Here is a 23,071-nt window from a genome sequence, read left to right as displayed (position 1 = left end):
TTCAATAATCACCTTTCTTAGTTTGAGTACCATTTATCTTGTTTCACAGCTGTTCGTTGAAGACCAAGTGCTGCCAAAATCAAGAATCCAAAGGTAACGAGTTTTGTTCCAGTTTCCCCTGTTTCAGGAAGTGTTACCATTTCTCCTGCCTCGGTCTTAACAGAGACAGTTCCATCCTCATTCACTGCTCCTCCTGCCTGCGAAGCTGGAACTGAGGCTACAGAACCATCGAAGTTTTGTACGACAAGATCACTATTGTTTGTTGAGACAACTTTATAACCAGTATTTGTAACGACTGGTTGACTAGGAGTCACATTAAGTACAACTTGTTTTGTTGAAGGAGAAACGTCCCCTGGTTTAGGTGTTTCTTGAACATTCGTGTCGCTAACTTTAGGAGCTTCTTCAGTTTTAGGAGACTCAACTACCTTGTTTGAAGTTGCTGCTGAAGTTGAAGTGATTTCCGTACGACTGTCTGATTTATGTTCAGTAGGCGTAGAAACTCCAGTTCCATTGGTTCCGTCAAGAATATGAGGAGTGTTTGTAGCAGTTTCAGACAGTTCTGGAGAAGTTGATGATTTCTCAGAAGATGTTGTTCCTTCGCTACTTGGCAAACTTACACCTGTTCCAGAAGTTCCATCAGACACTTTTGGTGTTTCTGAACTTGTTGAAGAAGATTCAGCTGAAGTTGATGAGCCACTAGGTGCTTCAGAACTTGAAGCGTTATTCCCTTCAGTTGGTGCTGGAGTTGGTGTGGCAACCGTTGACCCTTTATCATTAACAGTATTTGTTGAACTTTCACTGCTACTGCTAGTGTTATTTTCACTATTGTGGTTAGCATTAGCAGTATCCGTAGCGTTAGGCTTAGTAGGAGTTTCTGTTACTGTGTGCTCTGAAGGGGTAGGAGTTTCTGATACAGTTGAAGTTGTATCAGAAGTAGAGTTTCCTTCACTTCCTTCAGAGGTAGCTGTAGACGTTTCAGCAGTTGTACTTGCATTTTCAGAAGTCGTAGGTGTAGCCTCAGAATTTTCTGAAGTCTTCCCTTCGTCATGATTTGGCGTAGTAACGCTTGGTGTTGTAGGTGTAGCTACGCCAGTACCAGTAGAACCGTCAGTTACTTTAGGTGTTTCAGTTGTTACACCTTCATTTTTTGGACTGTCAACTTTAGGTACTTCAGCTTCATTAGTTGGGACATCTGTGGTATTGGTACCAGGTGTCGCTGGTGTTGATGAAAGAAGTGTATCGGAGTGTCCAGTCGCAACAGTAGCATTGTCTGTTGGTCCAGTTGGCGCATCAGTTTGGTCTGCTGATACTCCATTATTAACCAAACCTGCTGCTAAAAGAGCTGTTAAAAAAGCTCCACATTTTAGGATCATTGAACGTTTGTTTTTATCCATGAATAAGCAATTTCCTTTCTTAAAAAATTACAATTAGATGATAGCAAAAGTCATCCCTGACTCAAACCCAGTGACACCCTTTGAATACACAAAAAAAGAGCATACTGCTCTTTTGTAATCTATTCATGAAATTTATTGATTGAATGCCCGTCTACGCATTGAAATGCCAACTTCTTGCCAAGATATCTCCATATCATCAGAGGGTGTGTTTCCTAATAGAAAAACAGACCTATTATGGAATAGAGCATCAAATCCAATGTCTTCATAAAAGAGTTCTTCGTTATCATATTGAAAGCCAGAATCAATATCGAATTCATTCTCAAATATAGCACGGCAGATAAAATACGCCCCTAGACCATAGTAAGTAATAGGTTCGTTGGAACCTTTAGGTGTGGCTTCAAATCGATAGTACTTTTCTACTTCAATGGAGTCTTGAGCATTGACTTCAATAGGCTTAAGGTAACAGAACCCACGACTAGCGAGAGCTTCATCTAATTGCTGACGTAGAGGACTTTTTTTATGAGCAATAAGACCAGGGATGGCATCTGCATTACTTTCGATAAAGTTACACGCATTTAAAAGAATCAAACTTTTTTGAAAAAAGTCTGGGCTAGTCTGTCTGTCTAGCCATTCCCCTAAAAATCGGTTAATACGAGGTGTATTCATATTTTTCTACTTTCTTAGATATTTGTATCGTCTCTTCTTAAACTAAGATTAGTGTAGCACAGAGGAAATTACAAGAGCAAGCGCAGAGAGCCCTAAATTTTTAAAAGTCATATAAAATGAACTATTTTTTTGACGTTGCTTTATCAACTTCAAGGTTTACTTGATAAATTCCTCTTTCTTCGTTGAAGGAAAGATAAGCGTAAGCATCGAATGGGCCATATTTACCTTCGATGTTCTTGATAAGGTTTGTTCGTCCTTTGTCAGATAAAAGGTCACTGATTTGTTTCTTGGTGAGTGTTTTTTTCTTGTCTTTAATAAAACCTACAGTGATCCAGAAGTTAAAGCTACAAACAGGTGTTGCACCTGCTTCTCTTTCTTCTTTTGATAAGATATTATCTTCACACTGAGCCACTTTTGATTTTCCTAGGACTTTGACGCCCTTTCCACATAAAGGACAGTTACCAAGTTTACCATCAGCTTTTGCTACTGCTTGCTCGATAAAGTTTTGGAAAGGAGTGTAATCAGTTCTATCGACAGCATTAATCAGATTTTCGATGAGGTTGTTGTGAGGATTCTCAATACCTAGATACCTATAGATATTTCTCAGGAATTTCTCTTGTGTATTGGTCCCTTCAGCAATTTTACTGAGTGATTGCTCCCATATTGCAGTTGTTTCTGGTTGAGATAAGACACGTTCATCTTTAAGTGTCTCACAAATCAACCACCCAAGTTCAGATAAATAGATTTTCCCTTGCTTAACTATCACCCACTTATTAACGACGATTTCATCCAGTATTGCTCCTCTAGTTGCTGCAGTACCTAAACCTTTGATTTGTTTCATGATAGCGATAAGCTCTTCATCATCTAGGTCCCGGCCAGCAGTTCTCATTGCTCGAAGCCAGGTACTATTCGTGTGGCGAGGCGGTTTTTTAACATGTCTTTCCACTGGCACTAGGTGAGAAGTGACAGTATCGTTGGTTTGGACTTTAATAAGCTCCCTCGCCTCACTTTCTTCTATCACTCCATCAAGCAGGCTCGCACTATCTTGGAATAAAACTTGCCAACCAGGGTTTTTAGGGACTTGTCCTGCCGTTCTAAACCTTCCAGCTCCTACCTGAGTAATGATTGTCGTCTGTTCATACTGGTATTTCGGGAAAAACATAGTTAGTGTTCTTCTGATAACTGCTTTGTAGACAATCTTCAGTGCATCAGGAAGGGCTTCTACTTCTTCTTCAGTGGGTATTAAGGTAGTTGGAACTACTGCTGAGTGGTTTGCAGCTTTCTTGTCATTTACAAAAAAGCCATCTGGACGCTCTGGGAATACCAAATCCTCTTCACTGAAACCAACTAATCGAGCTAATGCTGGTGCTTGTTGCTTTAAAGTCTCATAACGTTCCCTAGAAATATAAAAAGACAGAGATCTTGGGTACGTGATTAGTTTTCTCACCTCATATAATTCTTGGCAAGGGCCTTCTAGAACTTCTTTTGCTGTCAATCCTAAGAGTTTCCCTAATTCTTCTTGTATCGAGTCAAGGCAATAAAGCCTTGGTGGTCGTTTTTCTTTTAGTTCAACTTCATGTTCAACGATAACACCTTTGTTACTATCTCCAATAATTTTTGAATTCTGAATAAGCTTTTCCCAATCTTCTCTAGTAGGACAGTCGCCTTCCCAAGGTTCACCCTTCTTGTCACCTTTAGAGTACGGAATATCAAGAGGAACATAATTACCCTTGTAGATGCCATTAGGATGTTCAAAGGTGGCTTCTAATTCCCAATAAGTTGTTGGAACAAAATCTCGGATGGCTAATTCTCTTAAATAGATCAAAAATAGAGCTACGGTTTTGATTCTACCAACTGCAATCTTACCGTCCTTACCAGACCTATCCAGTTTCAATCCTATCTTATCTTCTAATAGGAGACTTAAAGCACGGGAAGCATTCATTCCAAGAAGCCAGTCAGCAATAGCTCGCGTTTGGGCTTCAATAGCTTGCAAGACTCGATAGTCTATCTCACGTAGTTTTTTCACTCCCTCTTGAATCTTTGTTGGTGTTAATTCATCTACCCAAAGGGACTTGATAATTTTCTTCGGACCTTCCTGGTCTAAAATACCAGTCAAAAGGCTAATACTATAGGCAATATGACTACCTTCACGGTCTATATCAGTGGCCCAAACAATCATCCTAGATTTCTCAAAGAAATCCTTAACCTTCTTGAACTGCCATTCCTTCTGTGTCATAACCTTATATTCAAATTTTTCAGGAATAATAGGTAAGGTGTCCAAACGCCACTCTTTCCAATCAGCTTTATAGTCTTCTGGTTCTTTTAACTCTAGCATATGTCCTTGAGCCCAGATAATCGTGATCAATTCTCCATTGTGGTAAGCAGCATTTTTAAATTGAATATAACCTTGTTTTTTATATTTTTCATCTAGTTGAGTTGCAGAAAGTGTATTATCTGCAGCAAGGGCCATATAGTAGGCTATTCCTTGGTCTCTTTTTTCTGCTAAATATGTAATCATAAGCGAATTCTAACATAAAGAAATTCCCTTTTATAACCCAGTGACATGGGGTGATTTAGTGAAAAGACACTAAAAAAAGCCAAAGCTTAAGCTTCAGCTTTTATAATCTCAAATCATCAGTTATTACGACATTGATAGGTTCTTCAGTATCTTTACGATATCTCTTCAAACAGAATAGTGAAACAACTACTGAAAGTAGAATCAAATAGGCTCCACTTACAACCATTGCAAAGACCTGCTCAGGACGAGTGCCATAGTTCTCAATATAGTTCAATAATGGTGTACTAGTTTCCATTTTTTGGATAACGTTGGGAACAAAGTTCCAGGATACAATTGTAAAGACTGCTAAAAAGAGTAACATTCCGAACGCCCAACTTAAAACGTATCGTTGCTGACGAGTCATAAAGTCACGCTGGTTGTATTCTTCAACACATAGTCCCTTATATTGTCCATCCTTAGAAAAGAAACGTGGTTCTTCACCGTTTTGAATTCGTTGAATATCACTTAAAATTTCAGCACTTAAGTGTCTAGCCGGCAACTCTTGAGCTAGTTTATTTTGTTCTTCAACATTTAGTCCAGAAACCTCATCAGTATATTTTAAAAGATGTTCTTTAGTCTGACCGTCAAATAATCTAACCAATTTTCTTAAAAGACGCATTGTTTCTCTTTCCATATATCCTCATCTCCAATCATTCTTTAATCAAATTCTCTTACTATCACTAATTCTTTAATCCTTGTGCTATGGCACTATTATATCAAGGATTAAGAGGATATGCACTTACACAGGAACAAAAATTCCTATTTGAGTTAAATATATAAAGAAAAGCTCCATCTCATGATGAAGCTAAACAAGATATGTAAGACGCATTAACTACCTTTAGTCATGTCCATGTTCAGCATGGTCAGCTTCAGCTACCCCATGAACTGATGTTACTTCTATTTGAGTTGTCCCCATAACGTAATTCCCACAGAAATAAAGTTTTGCTCCGTCTGGGTTAGCAACCTCAAGTACAAACTGACGAACATTATCTGCTTTGGCTTTAAATACTTGAGTTTTAGCATCAGAATACTTATAGCCTAGCATGAATTTCGCAACAAGCTCATACTGCATCTTGGTTCCAGTAATAGTTAAATGATTTTGATAATCTGGCTTAACTTCGGTTACGTTATGAACTGTTTCAACATAAGAGCACATCTCTTTCAGTGCATTCTTTACAGTTTGCGTATCAGCATCATCTGCAGGTGTTTGTGTTTCTAAGGTCGCAAGTGCCTCTTTACGCCATCGCTCATACTTATCTTCTTTTGGAATGTCTTCCGATGACGAATCTTCAATCACTTGTTCGGTGCTAGGCGGTGTTACTTTTTTCTTCGGTTCATTTTTCTTTATTAACGCAGAGACCAAAAACATGACTCCAAGAGCTAAGAAAATGACCACCAAAATAATAATGTATTTAGAATCTTTTTTCATGGACTTAGTATAGCACCTTTCTATATATTAAAAAAGAGACTTAGGGGGTGTGACACCCCCCAAGTTATATCTAGTCACTTGACAGTTAGTTGCAGAACGTGCGACTGAATTTGATGAAATACGAGAAAGTGCATCTGATTACCTTGCATTTCCCAAAGTATCATCAGAAAACAGAAGATACGTACCAATAGATTATTTATCAAAAGAAGTTATTCCAGGAGACAAGTTATTTATGGTACCTAACGCTAGTTTATATGACTATGGAATTTTAACCTCTAATGTTCATATGGCTTGGATGCGCACTGTAGCTGGTAGACTAGAAATGAGATACAGTTATTCTAATACTGCTGTTTATAATAATTTTCCGATACCTGAATTTACTAATAAACAGAAAGAGAAAATAAGTAATACTGCTAAAGGTATTTATACCAGACCCCGCCCAGCAGTCCAAAACAACAAATAACCTAATCACCACCATAACCCACCAAAAGCCCGTTAGGGCTTTTATTTTTGCCCTCTGAAATTTTCATTTTCATATTGGTTATAAAGCTGAGGCTTTCCCAGTATAAGTTCCTACGAATAGCTTGGCGAGTTTTTCCAGTTGTTTTTGGATCTTGTAATTTTCCGTAAAATCCTTTCTCTTATTTTGACAGTCACATCATAACTCTGTTTGGGCAAAAGAGTCTAGTATTTTTGAAGAGATTTTTGAGTAGAATTTACATCAGTTTCAGAAATTTTAGAATAGATTTTGTTTAGCTCAGCAAGCTCTACAATAGAAATCTGTTGTCTTGTCAAAAGTCGACGAATGTTCGGCATGAAGAAAAAGCAGAAACCCTAATGTGGTTCCTGCTTAAATTTATGAGAGTTCTCTCGGCCGACTTCGATTATTGAATCAGTCCAAAGCTGACGAAAAGAAAGGAGAATACGCAGTAAGTCACCTGATGGTTTGCTTGAAAGATGGCGTTGTGTCGGGCGTAGTCGCTCATTCTCAAACCACTCGGAGCGAATGGGGGTGCGAAAGTTATTTTTTGTAATCTGAGACACTAGCTTCAGGTATGAAATATAGGTTTCTTTTAGCTCGAGTACACGCAACATAGAATTTTGATTTAGTAGAAGGTGCTAGCTCTAAAAGGGGTTGCTTATGAAAAGAGTCAAGTGTTTTTTTATTTAAAACAACGCACACATCTAAAAATTCTCCTCCTTTACTCTCTCCCCAATTCTGACTGAAACATTTATAAGTGGAGGAATTTTGGTAAAATAACTTTAAAATGCCGTCATTCTCCATAATTTCTTTGATAGCAGCATTATCATCAAAACACTCCACAATGCTACCCACCTCTTCCGAACAAGAGTGGATAGATACCCTTAATCTTGACGAGATAAAGTCACAGACAACAGTCGGACATCTATGACTATGAGATAAAGTATCTGTATCAATTTCGAACCCAGCCTTAGAAATCTCTCCTAGCCACCTGTCTATATCTGAATGAATTCCTTTTCCTGTGTTACCTCTTTTTGATGTACTGAATGTTTTTTGATAAAAATCCCCTAAAAGAAATACATCAGCTTTTAGCTCTGACAAACTCAGCATCCATTTGAAGTCGTCAGACTCAAAATCTTGACATTCATCGATAAATACATAATCAAAAAATTTATCAATTCTATCCAGATAACTATTATCGAATGCAACATTATTACTGTTTATAGTCAACTCTCCCTTTAGTAGAGAGTTTGAGAGTTGATTGTGAATAATTCGTCCATCTTTGCTTACAGAACTATTATCAAATTTGTTCGTTTTTTGGTAATCAAAAATGATTCCCTTTGGTCGTCTACCTAAGTAAGGAACTAGACAAAAATTATAGAGAAATTCGAATACTCCAAAAATATGAGTATTTTCTGGAATGTTCCCATACTTCTCACAAAGCCTATCTTTTAGAACTTCCTGATTCTTTTCTGTATATGTTATAATCAGATTCCGTTTTTCAGGTTGTACTTTTTCAATTATCGTTCTTGTTTTTCCGCTTCCAGCAACCGCATGAATTAATCGTTTTTCACCCATTCTATAGCCTCTTTAATATAATCTGGTATATTGAATGATTCCTGTAATGAATCATTAAGTTTTGTTAATAGTCTGAGCGCAAACTCTGCTTTTTCTCGAAGCATAAATTCTTGAATGTTATCAGTAAGGGTGATTCCTAAAGAATCTATTAAATCTGAATTTTTATTATATAGACACACCTCAAACGTACGATTGGTATCGATGCTGTCAGAGAACACCTTAATGTTGTCATAACTATCATACTCCGAATACCTATCCAGCACTTTCGATTGATAGTCACCATCATTATCTGTAATTACTGCAACTTTTTTATCAGTAAAACCTTTTGCGATTTCTAAATATCTCTTAAAGCTTAAGCCGTCGACAGAGATAATAGCTACACCGCAATTCGACGCATCCTCAGAGTGAATAATTTCGAAAAACTTTTCCATCAAAATATACTCAGCGTTTCCTTCTACTAAGATAACTTTTTTAGACAGAATAAAATTTAAAAGGTTTTGGTTTGTTGATTTTTTGAAAAATTTAACTGTATCAGGGCTTAAATCAGTAACTTTCGAAGTCTGACCCTCGTTAACAAATATTAAATTGTCAACGCCAAGTCTTGAGGTTATCATATTTGAGTGTGTACCGATAAATACCTGAACATTCGTATCCTCGCTTAGTGTATTTACTAGTTTTTGTAAATTTAGGTAGCTCAAATGATTTTCAGGTTCTTCAATCAATAATATTTTAACCCTATCTTTTAAAGATTTATAAGAGTTTTCTACACCCAGTAGCACCTTTTCGCCTTGACCGTGATTTTTAATATCCACTCCGTTTTTTGCAGCAGAAATAGTGTCTCTGAAAGTTCTCTCAGATTCTTCGAAGTGTAGCGTAAATTCCGAATCCACTGACTCTATTAAATTATCATCTCGTAGAGCGTTTATAAATGAAAGTGAGGATTCTCTATATCTATTATTAACCTTAGCTCGATTCGTTTCATTAATAGAGCTCAAATAGACCTCATCAATTCTTTTCCGAGTTTCGAGATTTGTATCTATCAAGCTTGTGTTAACGGTACTATACAAAAATTTGAACGGCTTAGAGTGAGAAAAATACGATTCCCCAGCAAACGTCAAAAACTCAACTTTGTAAAATTCATACGGAAAGACGTTCCAAGCGTTGCCCGTTAGAATTTCCTGAATTTCTTGACGGTAATCAGAATTGGGAGTGATTTTCAGACAAATTCCATACGCCTTTATCTTTTTTGAATTATGAACGCCTTCAATTTTGTAATTTGCTGCTATTTCTGGATTATTCTCATCAAAATATAACTCAATAAAGGTCTCTGGAAGTTGTCTAAAATTCCCTTTTTCGGCTAAAAATTTCGAAACAGCTGTTGAATTCATTAGACTAGCAAGGCTAACTTTTTCAATTTGAGAATGACTACCGCTTAACACTAGTCCTATGGCTTGGAGAAGCGTTGATTTTCCTGCGCCATTTTCGCCGATAAAAATATTTTTACCGCCATTGCATAAAATTTCCGTAGTAGTAAATCGTTTGAAATTTTGTAAAACAATCCTTGAAATCATATAACTATCTCACCCATTATTTACAATCCTCTCAACTCTTCCTTCACTAACTCTTCACTCACCGTATGATTATAAAATGGTAAGCCAATAATGCGATAGCGGTCATCATCCACCAGAGTTCTGGCTTCATCTCGTTCTGAAATTTGCAACAAGAATTTCTGTTTCCAGCCTTCCTTGCTATTTTCGAAAGTATTATCACTATCTAAGAATTGTCCACCCTTTGGCTCGATGAAAATCTGCCATGAGACATTTCCTGTTTTCTTGTCGTTGGCAAACATCAGAAAATCAGGCTCGAATGCACGCCCATCTTCAAAGCTATAAATCTTAACAGCTTTTTCATTGCGAAGCAAGTAAATGTCCGTCCACTTTTCTTCTAAATCCGCCATCAATTCCTTAATTACTCGAACCAACATTTTTTCTTCGTCAGTTCCAAAGTTGTCATCATAAGCATACCAATCAAAAGCGTCTAAATCTTCGAAATACTGGGTTTCTGTGCGGTTTTTCTGAGACAATCCGAACTCCGCATCGCTTCCTTGATTAACTGTGAATTTACGCTTGATGTTTGCCTCAAATAAATCCTGAATTCTATAAGCCGTGAACTCATTCGAGCCATAAAATCTTTCTTCAAGTGCCACCAAGTCTTTTTCGATATAATGTAAGAGTTTTTCAGCGATAAATAGTTTGTGCTCTTGGCTCAGTTTTTCTACCGCCATTTTATCTCCCTCGATAATCAATTCGATGTTTTCCAGCATCATGATAAAGCCATCGAGACTTTGTAGACCAGGAAATGCCTTGCTAAGGTTTTCGAAAGTATAGACTTTGTTTCTGTTGATTGCTGCTCGAACAACGTGCGGTTCAATCTTCTTGCCAAACTTGTAAGGCAAACTGACAATATCTTCCGAGCCCAATACAATATCCTCACCTTCAAAAGCACCAATATCACGGCTGGATTTCGTCGGCAAGCTCACCTCAAAACGAGTCGGAATAATAGAATCATCCAAGAGAGATAGCTGTTGCTCCTCAGCCAACTCTTTTCGGCTCAAACGCTTATTCATCCAAACAAGCCCGTCCGTATAAGTACGAGTCTTCTTAAAACTGTCTTTCAAACGAAGTTCACGCTCTACCAAATTTTGGTCGTCGTAAATACCAGACTCACGCAAGACTTGCTTGAGCTCAGAAATATAGCGTGGATTGTTAGCAGAGTGATAGTGAAGTTGTTCAATGACACGCAGTTCATGAAGCTCATTTTCATCGAATTTTCGAGTGAATTTCTCATCTAGATTGTTGCCAAAGACAAATGGATAATAGCGAGCGCCACGTCCAATCAATTGCTTTTCGGCGTTAGTCGTTGAACCCGCCACAAAGCCATTCTTGGTTACTTTTCCATCACGAGTGTCATAGAGACGGACAATATCGAAGAGATTCAGTACATCCCAGCCCTCGTTGAGCATATCTACAGCAAAAATCGCTCGAATCTCATTTTCAGGATTTTCAAGTGTATTTAATTCCACCAAGTTATTGCTAGTTTTATTTTTCCCATCAATCAAGAGCAGGCGTTCGAGTCGAAAATCTTCTTGTAGCTCTGCTATCAAATCTTGGTCTGATAACCCTGATTGATCAAAAAAGTCAAAAGCTTGTTTCAAAATGCCATCTTGGGCTAACTCACGCTGAGCGACAATTTGTTGCACACTTAGATTTGTCAGCAAATCCAAAAAACTATCCAGATTGCCCTTGCTCTCTGCAATCTTCTGTGATTTGAACATGACTAGAGGTTTCAAGTTGATACCGTTTTTTAGAGCAATTTTTTTGCGGAACTGACTGATAAGAATAGCTTGAAGCATACGTGCCGACACGTCACTATCCACCAGATGAAAAAGAACATCTTTGGAATACTTATCCCGACGAAACTCTTTCAGATCATACTTATAAAGCAAATGCTTTTCGTACTTTTGGGCAATAGCCTTGTTATTTAGGTCAATAGTGGCCGTAAATTCTAATAGACTAGACTTTTTAGCCGTCTTTTGAATGTTTTCAATGGTTGATGTCCAGCTGGTGTTATCCTTTTTCTCGCGAGCATTCAGCCCTGCATTAAGATGGTGGGCTTCGTCAGCTAATAACACAACTGAAATATCTTCGAACTGCTCATAAGACAAGCGATTTTCTCTCGGCGTGTTCAAATCTTGGTGGAGCTTTTGAATAGTCGTAAAGACAATGTTAATCGCATTTGGATTACTATCAGAAAAATCCGTAACCTCTCGCACAGGTATAACTTGATTATTGAGCACGATTTTTTCCGCAAAGAGATACTTGCTTGCTCCAGCTGTCAAAAAGTTATCACGGGTTTTCGTCAAGATATTCTCATTATTTACAAAGAAAATGAAGTTGCGCTCCCCTTGTTGATATTTTTCAAGAATGAGACCGGCCATGATAAGAGTCTTGCCCGATCCTGTCGCCATATTATAGAGGACATGCTCGGGACTCAAGCGATTTTTGGTATCTTCCTTGTAATATAAATACCGCCCCAAGGCTTCCTTCTGGTAGGCACGAAGAGGGTATTTGAGGTTTTTCTCAAGTTCGGTTGGAAAATTTTCCTTGAAGTCAATAAAACCATTGGCACTTGCCATGTTATAGATTTCATATAGAAACTCCATACTTACTCCTCCCCATAAAAGGCACGATTCAAACGTTTATCTTGTTCAGAGATACTATAAGATTGATCGTCTATATCGCAATAATTGACATAGAGATTATTGTGGTCGATAATCTCCGACAAAATTTGTTTCTGTTCCGCCAAAGATAGTTTTTCAAATTCGCTTGCTTTCAATTTTTTAGGGTCAATGCGGTAAGACAAGAAGGATGACGTTTTTGCCGTGTTGAATAATTCAAACAATTCCTCGGTCGTGGTTGCTTTCAAAATCGACTCTTTAAAATCTTGAGCATCATTTTTCAATTCTGCATAAACGAATGAACCACCGCCTTGCCAGTTGACATCTTTGGAAACGCCTGTCGAATCTCCTCGAATAACATTGTTTAAACGTGTAACGATTTTATCTTCGATATAATCCATTTGTTCGATACTAATATACTGTCTTTTCATTTTATGTGCAGTAGCAGCAGTCGAACCTGAACCACCGAAGAAATCTAAAATGATATCCCCCTCACGAGTTGTATAATCTAGTAGCATTTTCAATAGTTTTTCAGGTTTCTTTCCACTATTCAGTGCTACACCTCCCTCATGGCGAATATTGCCATAGTCCCCTGCAAAATCAGCAAAGTTAACAATCGGCAACAATTTTACCGCCTCTCCATTCAAAATTTGTTTTTTTCGCTCCAGTGGCATTCCCGAAAACATCTTTCCACGAGATGCCCCTGCTTTTTGAGGATTGGTATAGTATCTGTACCCTAAACCATCATCACCACGTCCATAAATCTTATACAGTGCACCATTACCATCTATGTCAACACGCGGTTCGACAATAGATTGATAGACTTGACCATAACTCATCTTTGAATAAATAGAGCCTGAAATCCACGTTTCTTTTAAGGCATTCATATTCGGCTCCACTTCTTTAAGACTCCATTGCCCTTTCTCGAATATCTCAACCTTATTACCAGCAATTTCCTCAATTCTACCTGACTCTAATTCTTGAATTTGCCACATAAACTTATCATCGGTATATGGAACGGTAGGTTGTATAGCTTCAAACTGAGTTGCATCTTTAGCATACATAAGGGTATATTCAATCAACGGCTTAAATGACATTGTTTCTGTTGCAATGGACTTATCAGCATATCGAACTTGAAAGTTAAATTGAGTTAAGAAGTTTTCTTTTCCAAATATTTCATCCATCAAAACTCTGAGATAGGCTTGTTCTTTATCGTCAATCGAAACATATATTGCCCCCTCTTTCGACAATAATTCCCTCGCAACTTCAAGTCGGTTTTTCATAAAAGTCAACCAAGTTGAATGATTAAAACTGTCATTATAGCCAAAACTATCACTGCCTGTATTATAAGGAGGGTCAATATAAATCAACTTGATTTTGCCAGCAAAACGCTTTTTCAAACTATGTAGAGCAATGAGATTATTCCCCTTAATAAGCAGGTTGTCCGTGTCTTTAAACTCTGTCGCCTCATGCTCGCCATCAGCGTCAAATCGTTTGAAATTAGTCAGTACTTTATCATCCAAAAGGCGGTTGATTTCAGTTGGCGCAAGGGTTTCGTTAAAGAAAATCTCCTGACGTTTGGCATCGTCCTTGGTCTGCCCGCCTTCTAATACACAGTCTTTATAAGGGAAATTGAGGACAACTTCGTTATTTTCTGACAAGTAGCGATTATCGCTAGTCGCAAGCCCAATCTTGGTCTTGTATGCCGTAAAGCTATCAGGCAAAAACTCCTTATTATTGAGGAACTGCAGAAAATTATCTTTTTTGAAAATCAAGATACCTTCTTCAAGCGTGCTGAAAAAGTGGTTTGAAATAGTAGGCTCACTCATCAAAAGATTGAGTAACATAGAATCATATTGTCTTGCCAGTTCTGCCAGTTTATTCTTGTTTAGTGCGCCCTCTACTAAAAATTCTTCCTTCTGCAATAGTAGTCGCTCTAGTTCTTGCTTCATAACCTTAGGTTTCCTCTCAATTTGTTTCATCAAAGGAGCTATTAGGATTCCGTAGTTATGAATATATCTAAGGAAGAGAGCTCACTTCGGATTTATGTTTTAACTATATTATAGCATGTTGGAAGCGATTCTTGAGAAAAGAAAAAGACCCACAACTGTGGGTCGAAGGTAAATTAATAGATGAATACCTCTTTCGGAAGTGCTCTCATCCTAGCCGCATGCTTAGCTCCAGCAACATCTATTTTTCTAACCTCCTTTCTCATTTCTGCTAATTATTTGTTAACCTTGATGATTTCTTCTCGTGTCATAACATTGCTATTTACTTTGCAATGAGACGGAGTTTTAGTCTTCTTTGGCATCACTTAATCACTTCTTTCGTATTTGTAATGTACTTATGGTTCTCTTGAAGCAAATCTTCCGAACTATTATTAGGCAAATCTAAGTCCCTCCTTATTGAAATCAATTATGCACTTTTTCTACTCCTAGAAAAACTTTTCTCTTTGAAAGTCTCAAAAAGACTTTTCATAATAATTTAATTTAACTACCTACTCATAACTTGAAATTTAAAAATTAAGCGAATAAAAAGGAGCTCTATTAAGACTCCTTTTTAGTATGTACATAATTATATTTATGTATTATTTTGCTTTGTTTTCACTACTAGTCTAGGCATAATGCAGTAAATAAAGACATGCTTTTTTGATTGATTTTTGTTTTCATTTTTTCTCCTTTTTGATTTATTCTTTAGACGGTGCTCCACCTTTTTGTGTTTTAGGGTCAATCACCATACCAACTTGTGGTTGGGTATCCCCTAGAATAATCGACGCTGGACTCAAGAAATCACCGTACTGGAAGACTTTCGTTTTCCGACGTTCAAAGTGAATATGTGGTCCAGTAGCTGCACCCGTTTGTCCAACATATCCGATAAGTTGGCCTTTTTTGACCTTATCCCCTTTCTTAACAAGAGGAACATCACGCATATGTCCATAATAGATAATAGTGCCATCTGGAAGAGTGTGCATCACGTGGTTACCGTCGATATTCATCGCCTCTTCATTGACCTCTACTACTTCACCGTCTGTTACGGCATAAATTGGAGAGCCTTCTGGTGCTGCAAGGTCCATTCCTGTGTGTCCTGAACCAGCATTTGGTCCACCTGCATTAGCTGCTGCACCGAAAAGTTGGGTAATGGTATAAGGAACATCAAGTGGCTGACCAGTATCAGTGCTGAGATTACTACTATCGCTGTCGCCACACGTATCTGCATCTACTTCTTCCTTGTCATCATCCTTATCCTTCTTGTCTTTTGACTCTTTTAGACGATAGACATAGACTTTTCCGTAGTCCATAGTAATACGATCTCGATATTGACCATAATTATTCTCTGCAATTCCATCTGTCGAAGGGGAACATTGGATAATATTTTCCTTATCCTCTACAAGCATGGTCTGTCCTTTATCTCCGGAGCTACTTCCTTTCGTCCCCCAGATAATGACATCTCCTTTTTCACGGTTTTGAACATCATCTTTGGACGACCAGGCACCCTCATACACTAACTCATAACCATTGTCTTTCAACCAGTCGTGTTCTGAATCGGTATCTACTGGAGATCCAGATTCTTTAGCACCACCGTCAACAAGGGCATAATAGAGAGCAGATGAATGGTCATAGCTATCTGGCCCAGTACGAGCATCACGAGAATACTTGACCTTCCCTAGCTTATCCTTATACCACTTGATAGCTTTGTCAGTATCAATAGTCTTTTTATCCTTATCGCTGTCTTTTTTGCTATCCTTGTTGCTAGAGTCACTTGATGAACTGCTTGAACTGCTATTGTTATCGCTATCATCATCTTCGTTGTTGCTATCTTCTTCATCGTCGTCACCGTCATCATCATCTGAACTTTGACTACTTGACGAGGAGTTATTGGAAGAAGCTCCACCACCACCAAACGCCTTTTGGAACTTGGCATCATCGTACTTATATTTACTTGCTTCGAAGACTTCCGCAAACTTCCTTGCATCCGCCTTCTTCTGATCTGGTTTGACATAAGCCATATTACCTCGTTCGTAGGCATTCCATGACATAGCAGTTTCATCGATATTGGTTTGTTTCGCAAACTCCTGGAATGACCAGTTATGGCCAGATTCGTCATAAGCTGGGTTCCAGTCACCTTTTGAGATGGCATCGATAACAAAGGCAACCATCTTATCAGCATCTTCCCAATCTGGACTATTAAGAGGTGCATATTTCGTGTAGGGGTCAAACTGGAAGATTCCACCACCACCAAGTGTGTTAGATGTCCCACCTGTCGTTGGAACAGCTCCCTTTGAAATGGAGTCATTGATACCACCACCATAATGCCCTTGGGCACGTCCAATGATGTCATAGCTCCCTTCAGAGTTTGCCCAACCAACAGCACCTGCAGCAGATTCCCCAGACAATCCAGCATTCACAAAAGCCATAAAGACTTTGTGGGCATTTTCATAGGCTTTTGTCCCCTTCGTAAAGGGATCAGAGTCGCCAGCAGATGCTGAATCTGTTTTAGTAGAAGTCGATTGAGGCTTAGAGCCATCATCATCTTCTTCATCATCGTCTTCTTCATCGCCATCTTTTTGGTAGGTTACACATTGGGCGTTAGTCTTGCTACCTTTCCCACCGGAAGTACTAATTGTCCCCATTAAACCAGTGATAATTGCAATTAAGATAACCGCAAAAGTTAAAATAGTTCCTATAATAATGGTTGTCTTCACTCCAAAAATCGTTAGAAGAACACGAGCAGCTTTATCACCTATTCGTTTCAAATATCTTAGTCACCCCCTTAATGAAGTAGTGCGGTTAGCCAATACCAACCAAATACAAGTAAAAGTCCTAGGGCAAGAAAGATACTTTGTTTAATGAATTTTCGATTTCGTTTTTGTTGTTGCTTACGCATCCAAAATGAATCTTCATCTGAATAATAGTCTTTGTGACGTTCCACTTGCAAATTATAATAGTCTGTCACATCCTCCTTGACACTGGATAATCTTTCTTTACCACGCGCAATGAGACCTTGTTTTTTCTCTTGCTCACGTGAAATACTGTCCTCATCAAAACCGCCATAATAGGTATCGTAAAATGCTGAGTAATCTACTTGCTCTTCGAGGTTTTCCGGATAGTCTTGGTCTTGATAACCATTAGGAGAATCTAGTTCTAGTTCACGTTGAATATACTGACCATCTCGTTTAAAACGATAAGATACCATATATTAAAACCTCCTTAAGCCAATAATTGGCATTTTTTGTGGAGCAATATAGAGTTTATCTGTTACAGTTACCTTAGAAAAAGGTACACCTTTAATTCTGAAAGTACGGTGTAACTCTTTAACAACGAGACCAGCTTTATAATCTTTTTCTGTCACTTCTTCCTTAAAGAGTTCTTCATAAGCTGATACCTGAATCAAGTCTAGGAGACGATAAGCAGATTGATAAGCATAATAGTTACTTCGATTGGCCAATCTCTTTTCAAAAAGAGGTGAATATTCCTTTGAGAAGAATGATACGATCTTAACAGCTCGTTTTCTATGGTTATATTCTAGTTTAGCCATAACCCATGCAAGCCCCCAAGTCACTAGCGTGATAAAGCCCCAGGTGTTCATCAAACAAATAGGAAGAAGACTAAACATAAGGATACGCTTTGCTTTCTTGATACGTTCACGTCTCCTACCAGTAAGTAGCTGATAAATGGCTACAATCAAGGCACAAAACACATATGGTGTATAGGCAATAGCCATAAAATGAACACCATAGGCGAATAAAAGTGTCTGATAGAGCATAAGATAGCTATAGAAACCAACCAAACCAAGAACTAAACTAATAAGGAAGGAAACTATCCTAAAGAAACGTAGTGTCTTAATGTCATAAGCTATATTGTTAACCCATAGAGACATTTGCATTAGTGTGGTCATTGATTAATTTTCCTCCTCTGGTGCTTCTTCTGTTTCAAATATTCTCGACTCAAATCGAGCAGGTTCTTGGTAGATAATCATGGCTGAGTACTCATCCACTTGCTGACTTCCAAATAAGCCACATAAACTACTTAAAAGATGTGTTTTTCGCATCTGATAAGTAATATCAACAACACGACAGGTCTTTTTGTAAGCCAAGATCTCTAAGTAATCATTTACAATTCTTTCCAAATCATGCGGATTATCCTCTGTCAGAATTTTAGTTTGTAGTTGGAATGCCTCATCAGAATATGGTTGCTGTAGGTTCATTGTATTTCCCCCTTTCACCATTTCTAAGGTAAGAATGCATAGCGAACATGTTCATCATACGGATACTTACCATAAGACCTATTATCCGCTAGTTGATGGTTGAAGACTAAGTTCTTGACAGAAGCAATATTTAGGAAGAAATCACCATCTCTTAAATATTTAAGTGACGAAAGTTCACTCTCGGTCATTTCCCCTTGTAAAGCATCTGCTAGACGAGGGATAGTCAAATCACCTAATTGAGAAAAGACACGATACGTCATCATAGAGAAAATTGCGCGTGTCGCTAAAACGTAATCCACTGCGTCCGTAGAGTTTGCATTCAAGAGGATGTTATCTAACGAACTCATTTCCATAATAAATGCAGAATAGTTACTACTTACATTCTCAATCAAATCCTTTAGAAAGTTAAGAGACTCTGAATAACGATAATCGAAGAGCTTATGTGCTCCGTTAATGGTAATAATGCTATGAGGTCGTTGGCTCTTATCTCCCCCGATAATCCCTCTACGGAAATACTCAGAGACCCTTCTTTCATTTGCTATAGCGTATGATGAAATGATAGATAACACTTGGTAAAGCTGAATATTAAGAAGTTCAGTATCTTGAATCCCAGAGAGGTCAAAGGTTACAACTTGTTCATTTGAGAAATCTTCAAACTGTGAGGTCGCATTTAAGAAGCGATAATCCCCCAAGAGACCAGAGAAAGCATTATACAGGCTATCATAACTTTCAGCATCAATTTTATTTCCCTCTGCGATTTTATCCTCTTTAAGCTTGTTTAAGCGTTCTACCCAATGAGATAGAGTCGGATAATCTTCTGGAATAACATTCGTAATCGTTAAGTCTTCTTGGTCCATGACTTCTGCATTACGGTTCCACAGACTACGGTCTTCATAAAAGTCGTTTAAAGCAGACGACAAATTATTGAGGTCAGAATTCTTTAACCCTGGATCAAGAATTTGAGCCAAAGCACGTAGTTTATTACGGTGGGCATAGAAAGACTGGACCTGGTCCGTTGTTTCTCCATCTGCAGAGGAAGCCGTCGCAATAATTTGCATGAGGTTAATATGATTTCGATTATTAGTACCAGACATCTTAACATATCGACCACCTTGAAGTTCCGTAAGTTCTTTTAAGTTACCAGTAAGGTCAATGTTAAAAATGGTATGGCCTTTAGCAAAATAGGTATCAATCAAATTACCTAGCAGTTTCATTTTCCCGTTTCCTGCTCCGGCAATCAGCATTGATGGAATTTTACGTTCCCTATCTTCATGCAAAAGGTCAAAGTTAACCACACCACCAGTACGTGTTTCTCCTAAGTAAACACCATAGGTATCCATTAAGTTCGTATGATTAAAAGGATAGCCAGCACCTAAATCCCAGACGGATGCTGCTTGTCCTTTTCGACGTAGTGGAGTGTCTTCCAAACGAGATGCTGGAATAAAAGCTGTGTGATATTCGACGTCTTGCATGCCATCTGAAGAAGAGATAGAATACTGATTCAACTGTTGCTTGAGGTCAGCTTCTCGTTCTACCAGTTGCTCCAATGTGTTTGTAGCTAACAAAAAGCGAGTGTGAATTTTTTTAGAAGGAACATTGTTACCAAGTTTTTCGCGATAGTCTAACAAAGAACTAATACGCATCTTATCATCTGCATCTTGTGCAGCCTTTGTATTTTGCGTTGCTAACATATTAGAGATAGCTTTTGAGGCTAATTCTGACATTTCGCTATTTGAAGCATGTTCTAAAGACATAAAGCTGATAACATTATCAACAAGCATTAAATCGCTCATCCAGAAGTCAGGTAAACCGTGTTCTGGGTATCGGTCATATGGAACATGAGCAATCTTATAATAACCGTTTGCTTGTCTCCAATATCTATCATCATATTTAAAATCTGGAATATCACTTTGAATCCTACTAATAAGATTGAGGTCATAACCCTCTCGAATATATTTCTTGATTTTTCGTGAACTTAAATCCATGTAAACTCCTTCTAATACTGGTTAGGCGAAACATTCAGTGAATCATTAAAGTTGTAATATTGAGTCAACAACTCTTCCTTCTTTTCGACAGATACAACTTTAGGGGCAAATCCGTGGCTCGAAGCAATAGTTAGTGTGGTACGTGTATTGGAATCAATTTCAGCCAAAGTATCTCCAAACACCCAAATAAAGAACTCGATATTTTGTTGGTTGATCGCAATGACTTGTTGGACGAGGTATTTTGTTTTCAAAATATCTTCTCGTTGTCTAAGTTGATAAATAAGTCTCTCTTTACGTGCAATTGTGTCAAGATCATCACCATCATTGATAATCAATTCTGGAGCATTCTGCTCTTGTTTGACTTCATCTAGAAGACGTAGCAATTCATTTGATTGACTCGAGACATCTGTTGGCAATTTTGTTGTCTGAAGCATCATGTCAAAGGTAGTACCAGACAGAAAAAGAGTAAAGCCTACCTTAACAGCTGCTTGTTCTTCGTTAGACATCGCTTGAATATCTTGCCCAAACACCTCAAAAATCTGCACATAGCCTGAATAGCCATTAGCCAATCGTATCGGTTGATTAGGATAGCCATATAGAATAGACTTCACATCAGTTATCGCAACAGTGTCTATGAAATCTCTACGTTTTTTCTTATTGAGTGGAACATACACAAACTCTTCTCCAGTACGTTCACCAAGGTCTATACTTTCAAATTGTGTTTGCTTTTCCTTCTTCTTCGCTTGTTTTCTTTTACGTGCCTCTTCTTTTTTCTGTTTCTTAAGTTCTTTATTTCGTTTTCTAAGTTCTTTTTTTGTTAATACTGGTTCTTCAATTAAACCTGACATATGATTTCCTCCATAAACATTATTTTCCACTATTCTATAAAACAACACAGGGCGTTCGTAACCCAGTGACACCTATTAGCTACTCATACTTCTCCATTATTTTGACTATTTACTTCTATTTAGGGCTCTCTGTCCTTGTCTAGCTACTTAAATCCTGTTACAATCAAATAAACACAATCGCAATAATCTTTTTTAGGAGGGTTTTAGGATGCTAGATTTTTTACAAGATTTCTACTTTTCACTCTATATAAGCACTTGGACCTCGTTTAAATGGCTACTACTTTCGGTTCTTATTGCCATGGGCTGTTGCCTTGCCACTTTTTTGTTCGAATTCAAAGGCAAAACTGCACAACTGATTTGGTTGAAATTCTCGATGAGTTTAACCGCTATATTTGCCTTATTTTGTCTATTTATGACACTTCATGGCATCATTCGTTCTATAGGCCTCTTTTTAGGAGCTATCTCTAGTTTCTTTTATCCATTGTTTGGCTTATTGATTGTAGGTGGTATTATTCTATTCATCATCAGTCTTTTCAATCCATTGTTCTTATTCTTCATGGCAAAGAAATAATGAGAGGAAACCTATTCAGCCGATGCTATTATGTTAAGAAAATAAAAAAACAAACCACCTTTGAAAAAGTAGTTTGTCTATAATCTAAGAGAGGTAGTCCAAGGCTGCCTCTCTTTTTTATATTGGCCAGACTCCAAACGGCGAGGAAGAAAGTAGCTAGTCAAATAAAACTTTATATTAAATGTCCTATGTAACACATATATTTTTTTAAATCGTAACTGTCATTACTTTTTTTAAAAAGTTTATTGAAATTGATTCAAATTTTCATCATAAAAAGTAAATCTATGAAAATATATGTTAAAATCATACTATAAAATCCAAGGATATAAGATGTTATAGCCATTTCCTAATCAAACATAATTAGATTGTATTAATTATAGATAGAAAACTGAACATATTTAACCACTTATCAAGCGGTCTTGATTCCACTTTTGAAATAGTAAAAAATGAAAAAATACTATTATGATAGAAATAACAAATATAATCATAAGTGGAGTGTTATCTATTTTTTGTTGGTTGAATAGTGTATCTGATACTCTCAAAAACCATGCCCATGGGATTAGAAACCATACCTTATCACCGAGACTCGTTTCACAAAACGCAGCAATAATGACTCCCATCATTGAAATACCTAATGCCACACCTGTGCTAAATAAATAACTAATAATCTGATTAAGCATATATGCTATATAGCCCAAAATAATATAAAATAAACTAATCAAAATAAGTAATCTTAGAGATACAACTATACCAATAGTTTTCAACAAAAAGATAAATATAGTAATTGAAACTATTAAAACTATACAATAACATAACCACAAAAATACCAATTCAGCAAAAAATGGCTTATAATTCGATTGTGAATACCCTAACAAATATTTAAATTTCCCAGATGATTCCTCCAAATTTTTTAGTTGAATATTCACAATACTAGAAGCAAAAGGAAGAAGTACTCCTACTATTTGAAAGTAAGAAAATAATACCATCCTGCTTTGTAACCCTCCACGTTGATTCCAATATAGGAACAAAAGTAGTGGAAATAATAATGCGGCTAAAATGTGTACTAGCAAATAAGAAGTGTTTTTTATTTTTAAAAAACTAGAGTATATATATGATTTCAT

At 37.4% G+C, this 23,071-nt stretch carries 17 protein-coding genes and 1 pseudogene; 2 read left to right on the top strand and 16 right to left on the bottom strand.

Features of this window, described 5'->3' with window-relative positions:
- Positions 1-17 precede the first annotated feature (17 nt).
- The 5 genes from HMPREF2571_RS09405 to HMPREF2571_RS09385 all read right to left on the bottom strand — a co-directional run bounded on the left by HMPREF2571_RS09405 (position 18) and on the right by HMPREF2571_RS09385 (position 6,046).
- On the bottom strand, positions 18-1,394 hold the full coding sequence (locus HMPREF2571_RS09405) for a hypothetical protein (RefSeq protein WP_070847980.1): 1,377 nt from the start codon (positions 1,392-1,394) through the stop codon (positions 18-20).
- Positions 1,395-1,526: 132 nt separating this feature from the next.
- Positions 1,527-2,060, bottom strand: coding sequence for a hypothetical protein (locus HMPREF2571_RS09400; protein WP_070847978.1), 534 nt, complete (start codon positions 2,058-2,060; stop codon positions 1,527-1,529).
- A 121-nt stretch (positions 2,061-2,181) separates the two neighbouring features.
- The gene (locus HMPREF2571_RS09395; protein WP_256315270.1) at positions 2,182-4,578 is read right to left on the bottom strand and encodes a DNA topoisomerase; all 2,397 of its coding nucleotides are present in this window, start codon (positions 4,576-4,578) and stop codon (positions 2,182-2,184) included.
- Positions 4,579-4,678: 100 nt separating this feature from the next.
- Complete coding sequence (locus tag HMPREF2571_RS09390; protein WP_070847973.1) at positions 4,679-5,251, bottom strand: hypothetical protein; 573 nt, start codon at positions 5,249-5,251, stop codon at positions 4,679-4,681.
- A gap of 204 nt (positions 5,252-5,455) precedes the next feature.
- Positions 5,456-6,046, bottom strand: a complete 591-nt coding sequence (locus tag HMPREF2571_RS09385) for a hypothetical protein (protein WP_049553942.1) — start codon at positions 6,044-6,046, stop codon at positions 5,456-5,458.
- Between the two features lie 100 nt (positions 6,047-6,146).
- Here HMPREF2571_RS09385 and HMPREF2571_RS11025 point away from each other — a divergent pair.
- Positions 6,147-6,509 (top strand): annotated as a pseudogene (locus tag HMPREF2571_RS11025) (type IIL restriction-modification enzyme MmeI); the annotation flags it as partial.
- 558 nt (positions 6,510-7,067) lie between these two features.
- Here the strand turns inward: HMPREF2571_RS11025 and HMPREF2571_RS09375 are convergent.
- From HMPREF2571_RS09375 to HMPREF2571_RS09330, 10 genes are all read right to left on the bottom strand, one after another.
- Positions 7,068-8,105, bottom strand: coding sequence for an AAA family ATPase (locus tag HMPREF2571_RS09375; RefSeq protein ID WP_049553941.1), 1,038 nt, complete (start codon positions 8,103-8,105; stop codon positions 7,068-7,070).
- Entirely contained in the window at positions 8,087-9,676 is a 1,590-nt protein-coding gene (locus HMPREF2571_RS09370) for an ATP-dependent nuclease (protein WP_070847970.1), read from the bottom strand. The genes HMPREF2571_RS09375 and HMPREF2571_RS09370 overlap by 19 nt, the downstream gene beginning before the upstream one ends.
- Before the next feature lie 20 nt (positions 9,677-9,696).
- Positions 9,697-12,327, bottom strand: coding sequence for a DEAD/DEAH box helicase family protein (locus HMPREF2571_RS09365; protein ID WP_070847967.1), 2,631 nt, complete (start codon positions 12,325-12,327; stop codon positions 9,697-9,699).
- Between the two features lie 2 nt (positions 12,328-12,329).
- Positions 12,330-14,294: a DNA methyltransferase gene (locus tag HMPREF2571_RS09360; RefSeq protein ID WP_049553946.1), complete on the bottom strand. Its 1,965-nt coding sequence runs from the start codon at positions 14,292-14,294 to the stop codon at positions 12,330-12,332.
- 734 nt (positions 14,295-15,028) lie between these two features.
- A complete protein-coding gene (locus HMPREF2571_RS09355; RefSeq protein ID WP_176745597.1) occupies positions 15,029-17,095 on the bottom strand; it encodes a phage tail tip lysozyme in 2,067 nt (688 codons plus the stop codon).
- A 17-nt stretch (positions 17,096-17,112) separates the two neighbouring features.
- The gene (locus tag HMPREF2571_RS09350; protein WP_070847964.1) at positions 17,113-17,535 is read right to left on the bottom strand and encodes a hypothetical protein; all 423 of its coding nucleotides are present in this window, start codon (positions 17,533-17,535) and stop codon (positions 17,113-17,115) included.
- Positions 17,536-17,538: 3 nt separating this feature from the next.
- Positions 17,539-18,237, bottom strand: coding sequence for a hypothetical protein (locus tag HMPREF2571_RS09345; RefSeq protein WP_070847961.1), 699 nt, complete (start codon positions 18,235-18,237; stop codon positions 17,539-17,541).
- Positions 18,238-18,240: 3 nt separating this feature from the next.
- Positions 18,241-18,546 carry a hypothetical protein gene (locus tag HMPREF2571_RS09340; RefSeq protein WP_229056665.1) on the bottom strand — a complete coding sequence of 102 codons (306 nt, stop codon included), beginning with the start codon at positions 18,544-18,546 and terminating at the stop codon, positions 18,241-18,243.
- Between the two features lie 23 nt (positions 18,547-18,569).
- Positions 18,570-20,531, bottom strand: coding sequence for a TraG/VirB4 family ATPase (locus HMPREF2571_RS09335; RefSeq protein ID WP_070847954.1), 1,962 nt, complete (start codon positions 20,529-20,531; stop codon positions 18,570-18,572).
- A gap of 11 nt (positions 20,532-20,542) precedes the next feature.
- Positions 20,543-21,379, bottom strand: a complete 837-nt coding sequence (locus HMPREF2571_RS09330) for a hypothetical protein (RefSeq protein WP_256315269.1) — start codon at positions 21,377-21,379, stop codon at positions 20,543-20,545.
- Between the two features lie 208 nt (positions 21,380-21,587).
- Between HMPREF2571_RS09330 and HMPREF2571_RS09325 the strand changes: the two genes are divergently transcribed.
- The gene (locus HMPREF2571_RS09325) at positions 21,588-21,950 is read left to right on the top strand and encodes a hypothetical protein (protein ID WP_070847948.1); all 363 of its coding nucleotides are present in this window, start codon (positions 21,588-21,590) and stop codon (positions 21,948-21,950) included.
- Positions 21,951-22,348: 398 nt separating this feature from the next.
- Here the strand turns inward: HMPREF2571_RS09325 and HMPREF2571_RS09320 are convergent, their stop codons facing one another.
- On the bottom strand, positions 22,349-23,071 hold the full coding sequence (locus HMPREF2571_RS09320; protein WP_070847945.1) for a lantibiotic immunity ABC transporter MutG family permease subunit: 723 nt from the start codon (positions 23,069-23,071) through the stop codon (positions 22,349-22,351).

The organism is Streptococcus sp. HMSC068F04 (assembly GCF_001837455.1).
Classification (GTDB): domain Bacteria; phylum Bacillota; class Bacilli; order Lactobacillales; family Streptococcaceae; genus Streptococcus; species Streptococcus salivarius_D.
This window is presented reverse-complemented; position numbering and strand designations above follow the sequence as displayed.

Excerpts from the sequence above, each read along its gene's own strand:
- HMPREF2571_RS09405 (WP_070847980.1), bottom strand. The coding sequence starts at position 1,394 with ATGGATAAAAACAAACGTTCAATGATCCTAAAATGTGGAGCTTTTTTA.
- HMPREF2571_RS09400 (WP_070847978.1), bottom strand. The coding sequence starts at position 2,060 with ATGAATACACCTCGTATTAACCGATTTTTAGGGGAATGGCTAGACAGA.
- HMPREF2571_RS09390 (WP_070847973.1), bottom strand. The coding sequence starts at position 5,251 with ATGGAAAGAGAAACAATGCGTCTTTTAAGAAAATTGGTTAGATTATTT.
- HMPREF2571_RS09330 (WP_256315269.1), bottom strand. The coding sequence starts at position 21,379 with ATGTCAGGTTTAATTGAAGAACCAGTATTAACAAAAAAAGAACTTAGA.
- HMPREF2571_RS09395 (WP_256315270.1), bottom strand. The coding sequence starts at position 4,578 with ATGATTACATATTTAGCAGAAAAAAGAGACCAAGGAATAGCCTACTAT.
- HMPREF2571_RS09340 (WP_229056665.1), bottom strand. The coding sequence starts at position 18,546 with ATGAACCTACAGCAACCATATTCTGATGAGGCATTCCAACTACAAACT.
- HMPREF2571_RS09375 (WP_049553941.1), bottom strand. The coding sequence starts at position 8,105 with ATGGGTGAAAAACGATTAATTCATGCGGTTGCTGGAAGCGGAAAAACA.
- HMPREF2571_RS09365 (WP_070847967.1), bottom strand. The coding sequence starts at position 12,327 with ATGGAGTTTCTATATGAAATCTATAACATGGCAAGTGCCAATGGTTTT.
- HMPREF2571_RS09360 (WP_049553946.1), bottom strand. The coding sequence starts at position 14,294 with ATGAAGCAAGAACTAGAGCGACTACTATTGCAGAAGGAAGAATTTTTA.
- HMPREF2571_RS09325 (WP_070847948.1), top strand. The coding sequence starts at position 21,588 with ATGCTAGATTTTTTACAAGATTTCTACTTTTCACTCTATATAAGCACT.
- HMPREF2571_RS09370 (WP_070847970.1), bottom strand. The coding sequence starts at position 9,676 with ATGATTTCAAGGATTGTTTTACAAAATTTCAAACGATTTACTACTACG.
- HMPREF2571_RS09320 (WP_070847945.1), bottom strand. The coding sequence starts at position 23,071 with ATGAAATCATATATATACTCTAGTTTTTTAAAAATAAAAAACACTTCT.
- HMPREF2571_RS09345 (WP_070847961.1), bottom strand. The coding sequence starts at position 18,237 with ATGACCACACTAATGCAAATGTCTCTATGGGTTAACAATATAGCTTAT.
- HMPREF2571_RS09335 (WP_070847954.1), bottom strand. The coding sequence starts at position 20,531 with ATGGATTTAAGTTCACGAAAAATCAAGAAATATATTCGAGAGGGTTAT.
- HMPREF2571_RS09350 (WP_070847964.1), bottom strand. The coding sequence starts at position 17,535 with ATGGTATCTTATCGTTTTAAACGAGATGGTCAGTATATTCAACGTGAA.
- HMPREF2571_RS09385 (WP_049553942.1), bottom strand. The coding sequence starts at position 6,046 with ATGAAAAAAGATTCTAAATACATTATTATTTTGGTGGTCATTTTCTTA.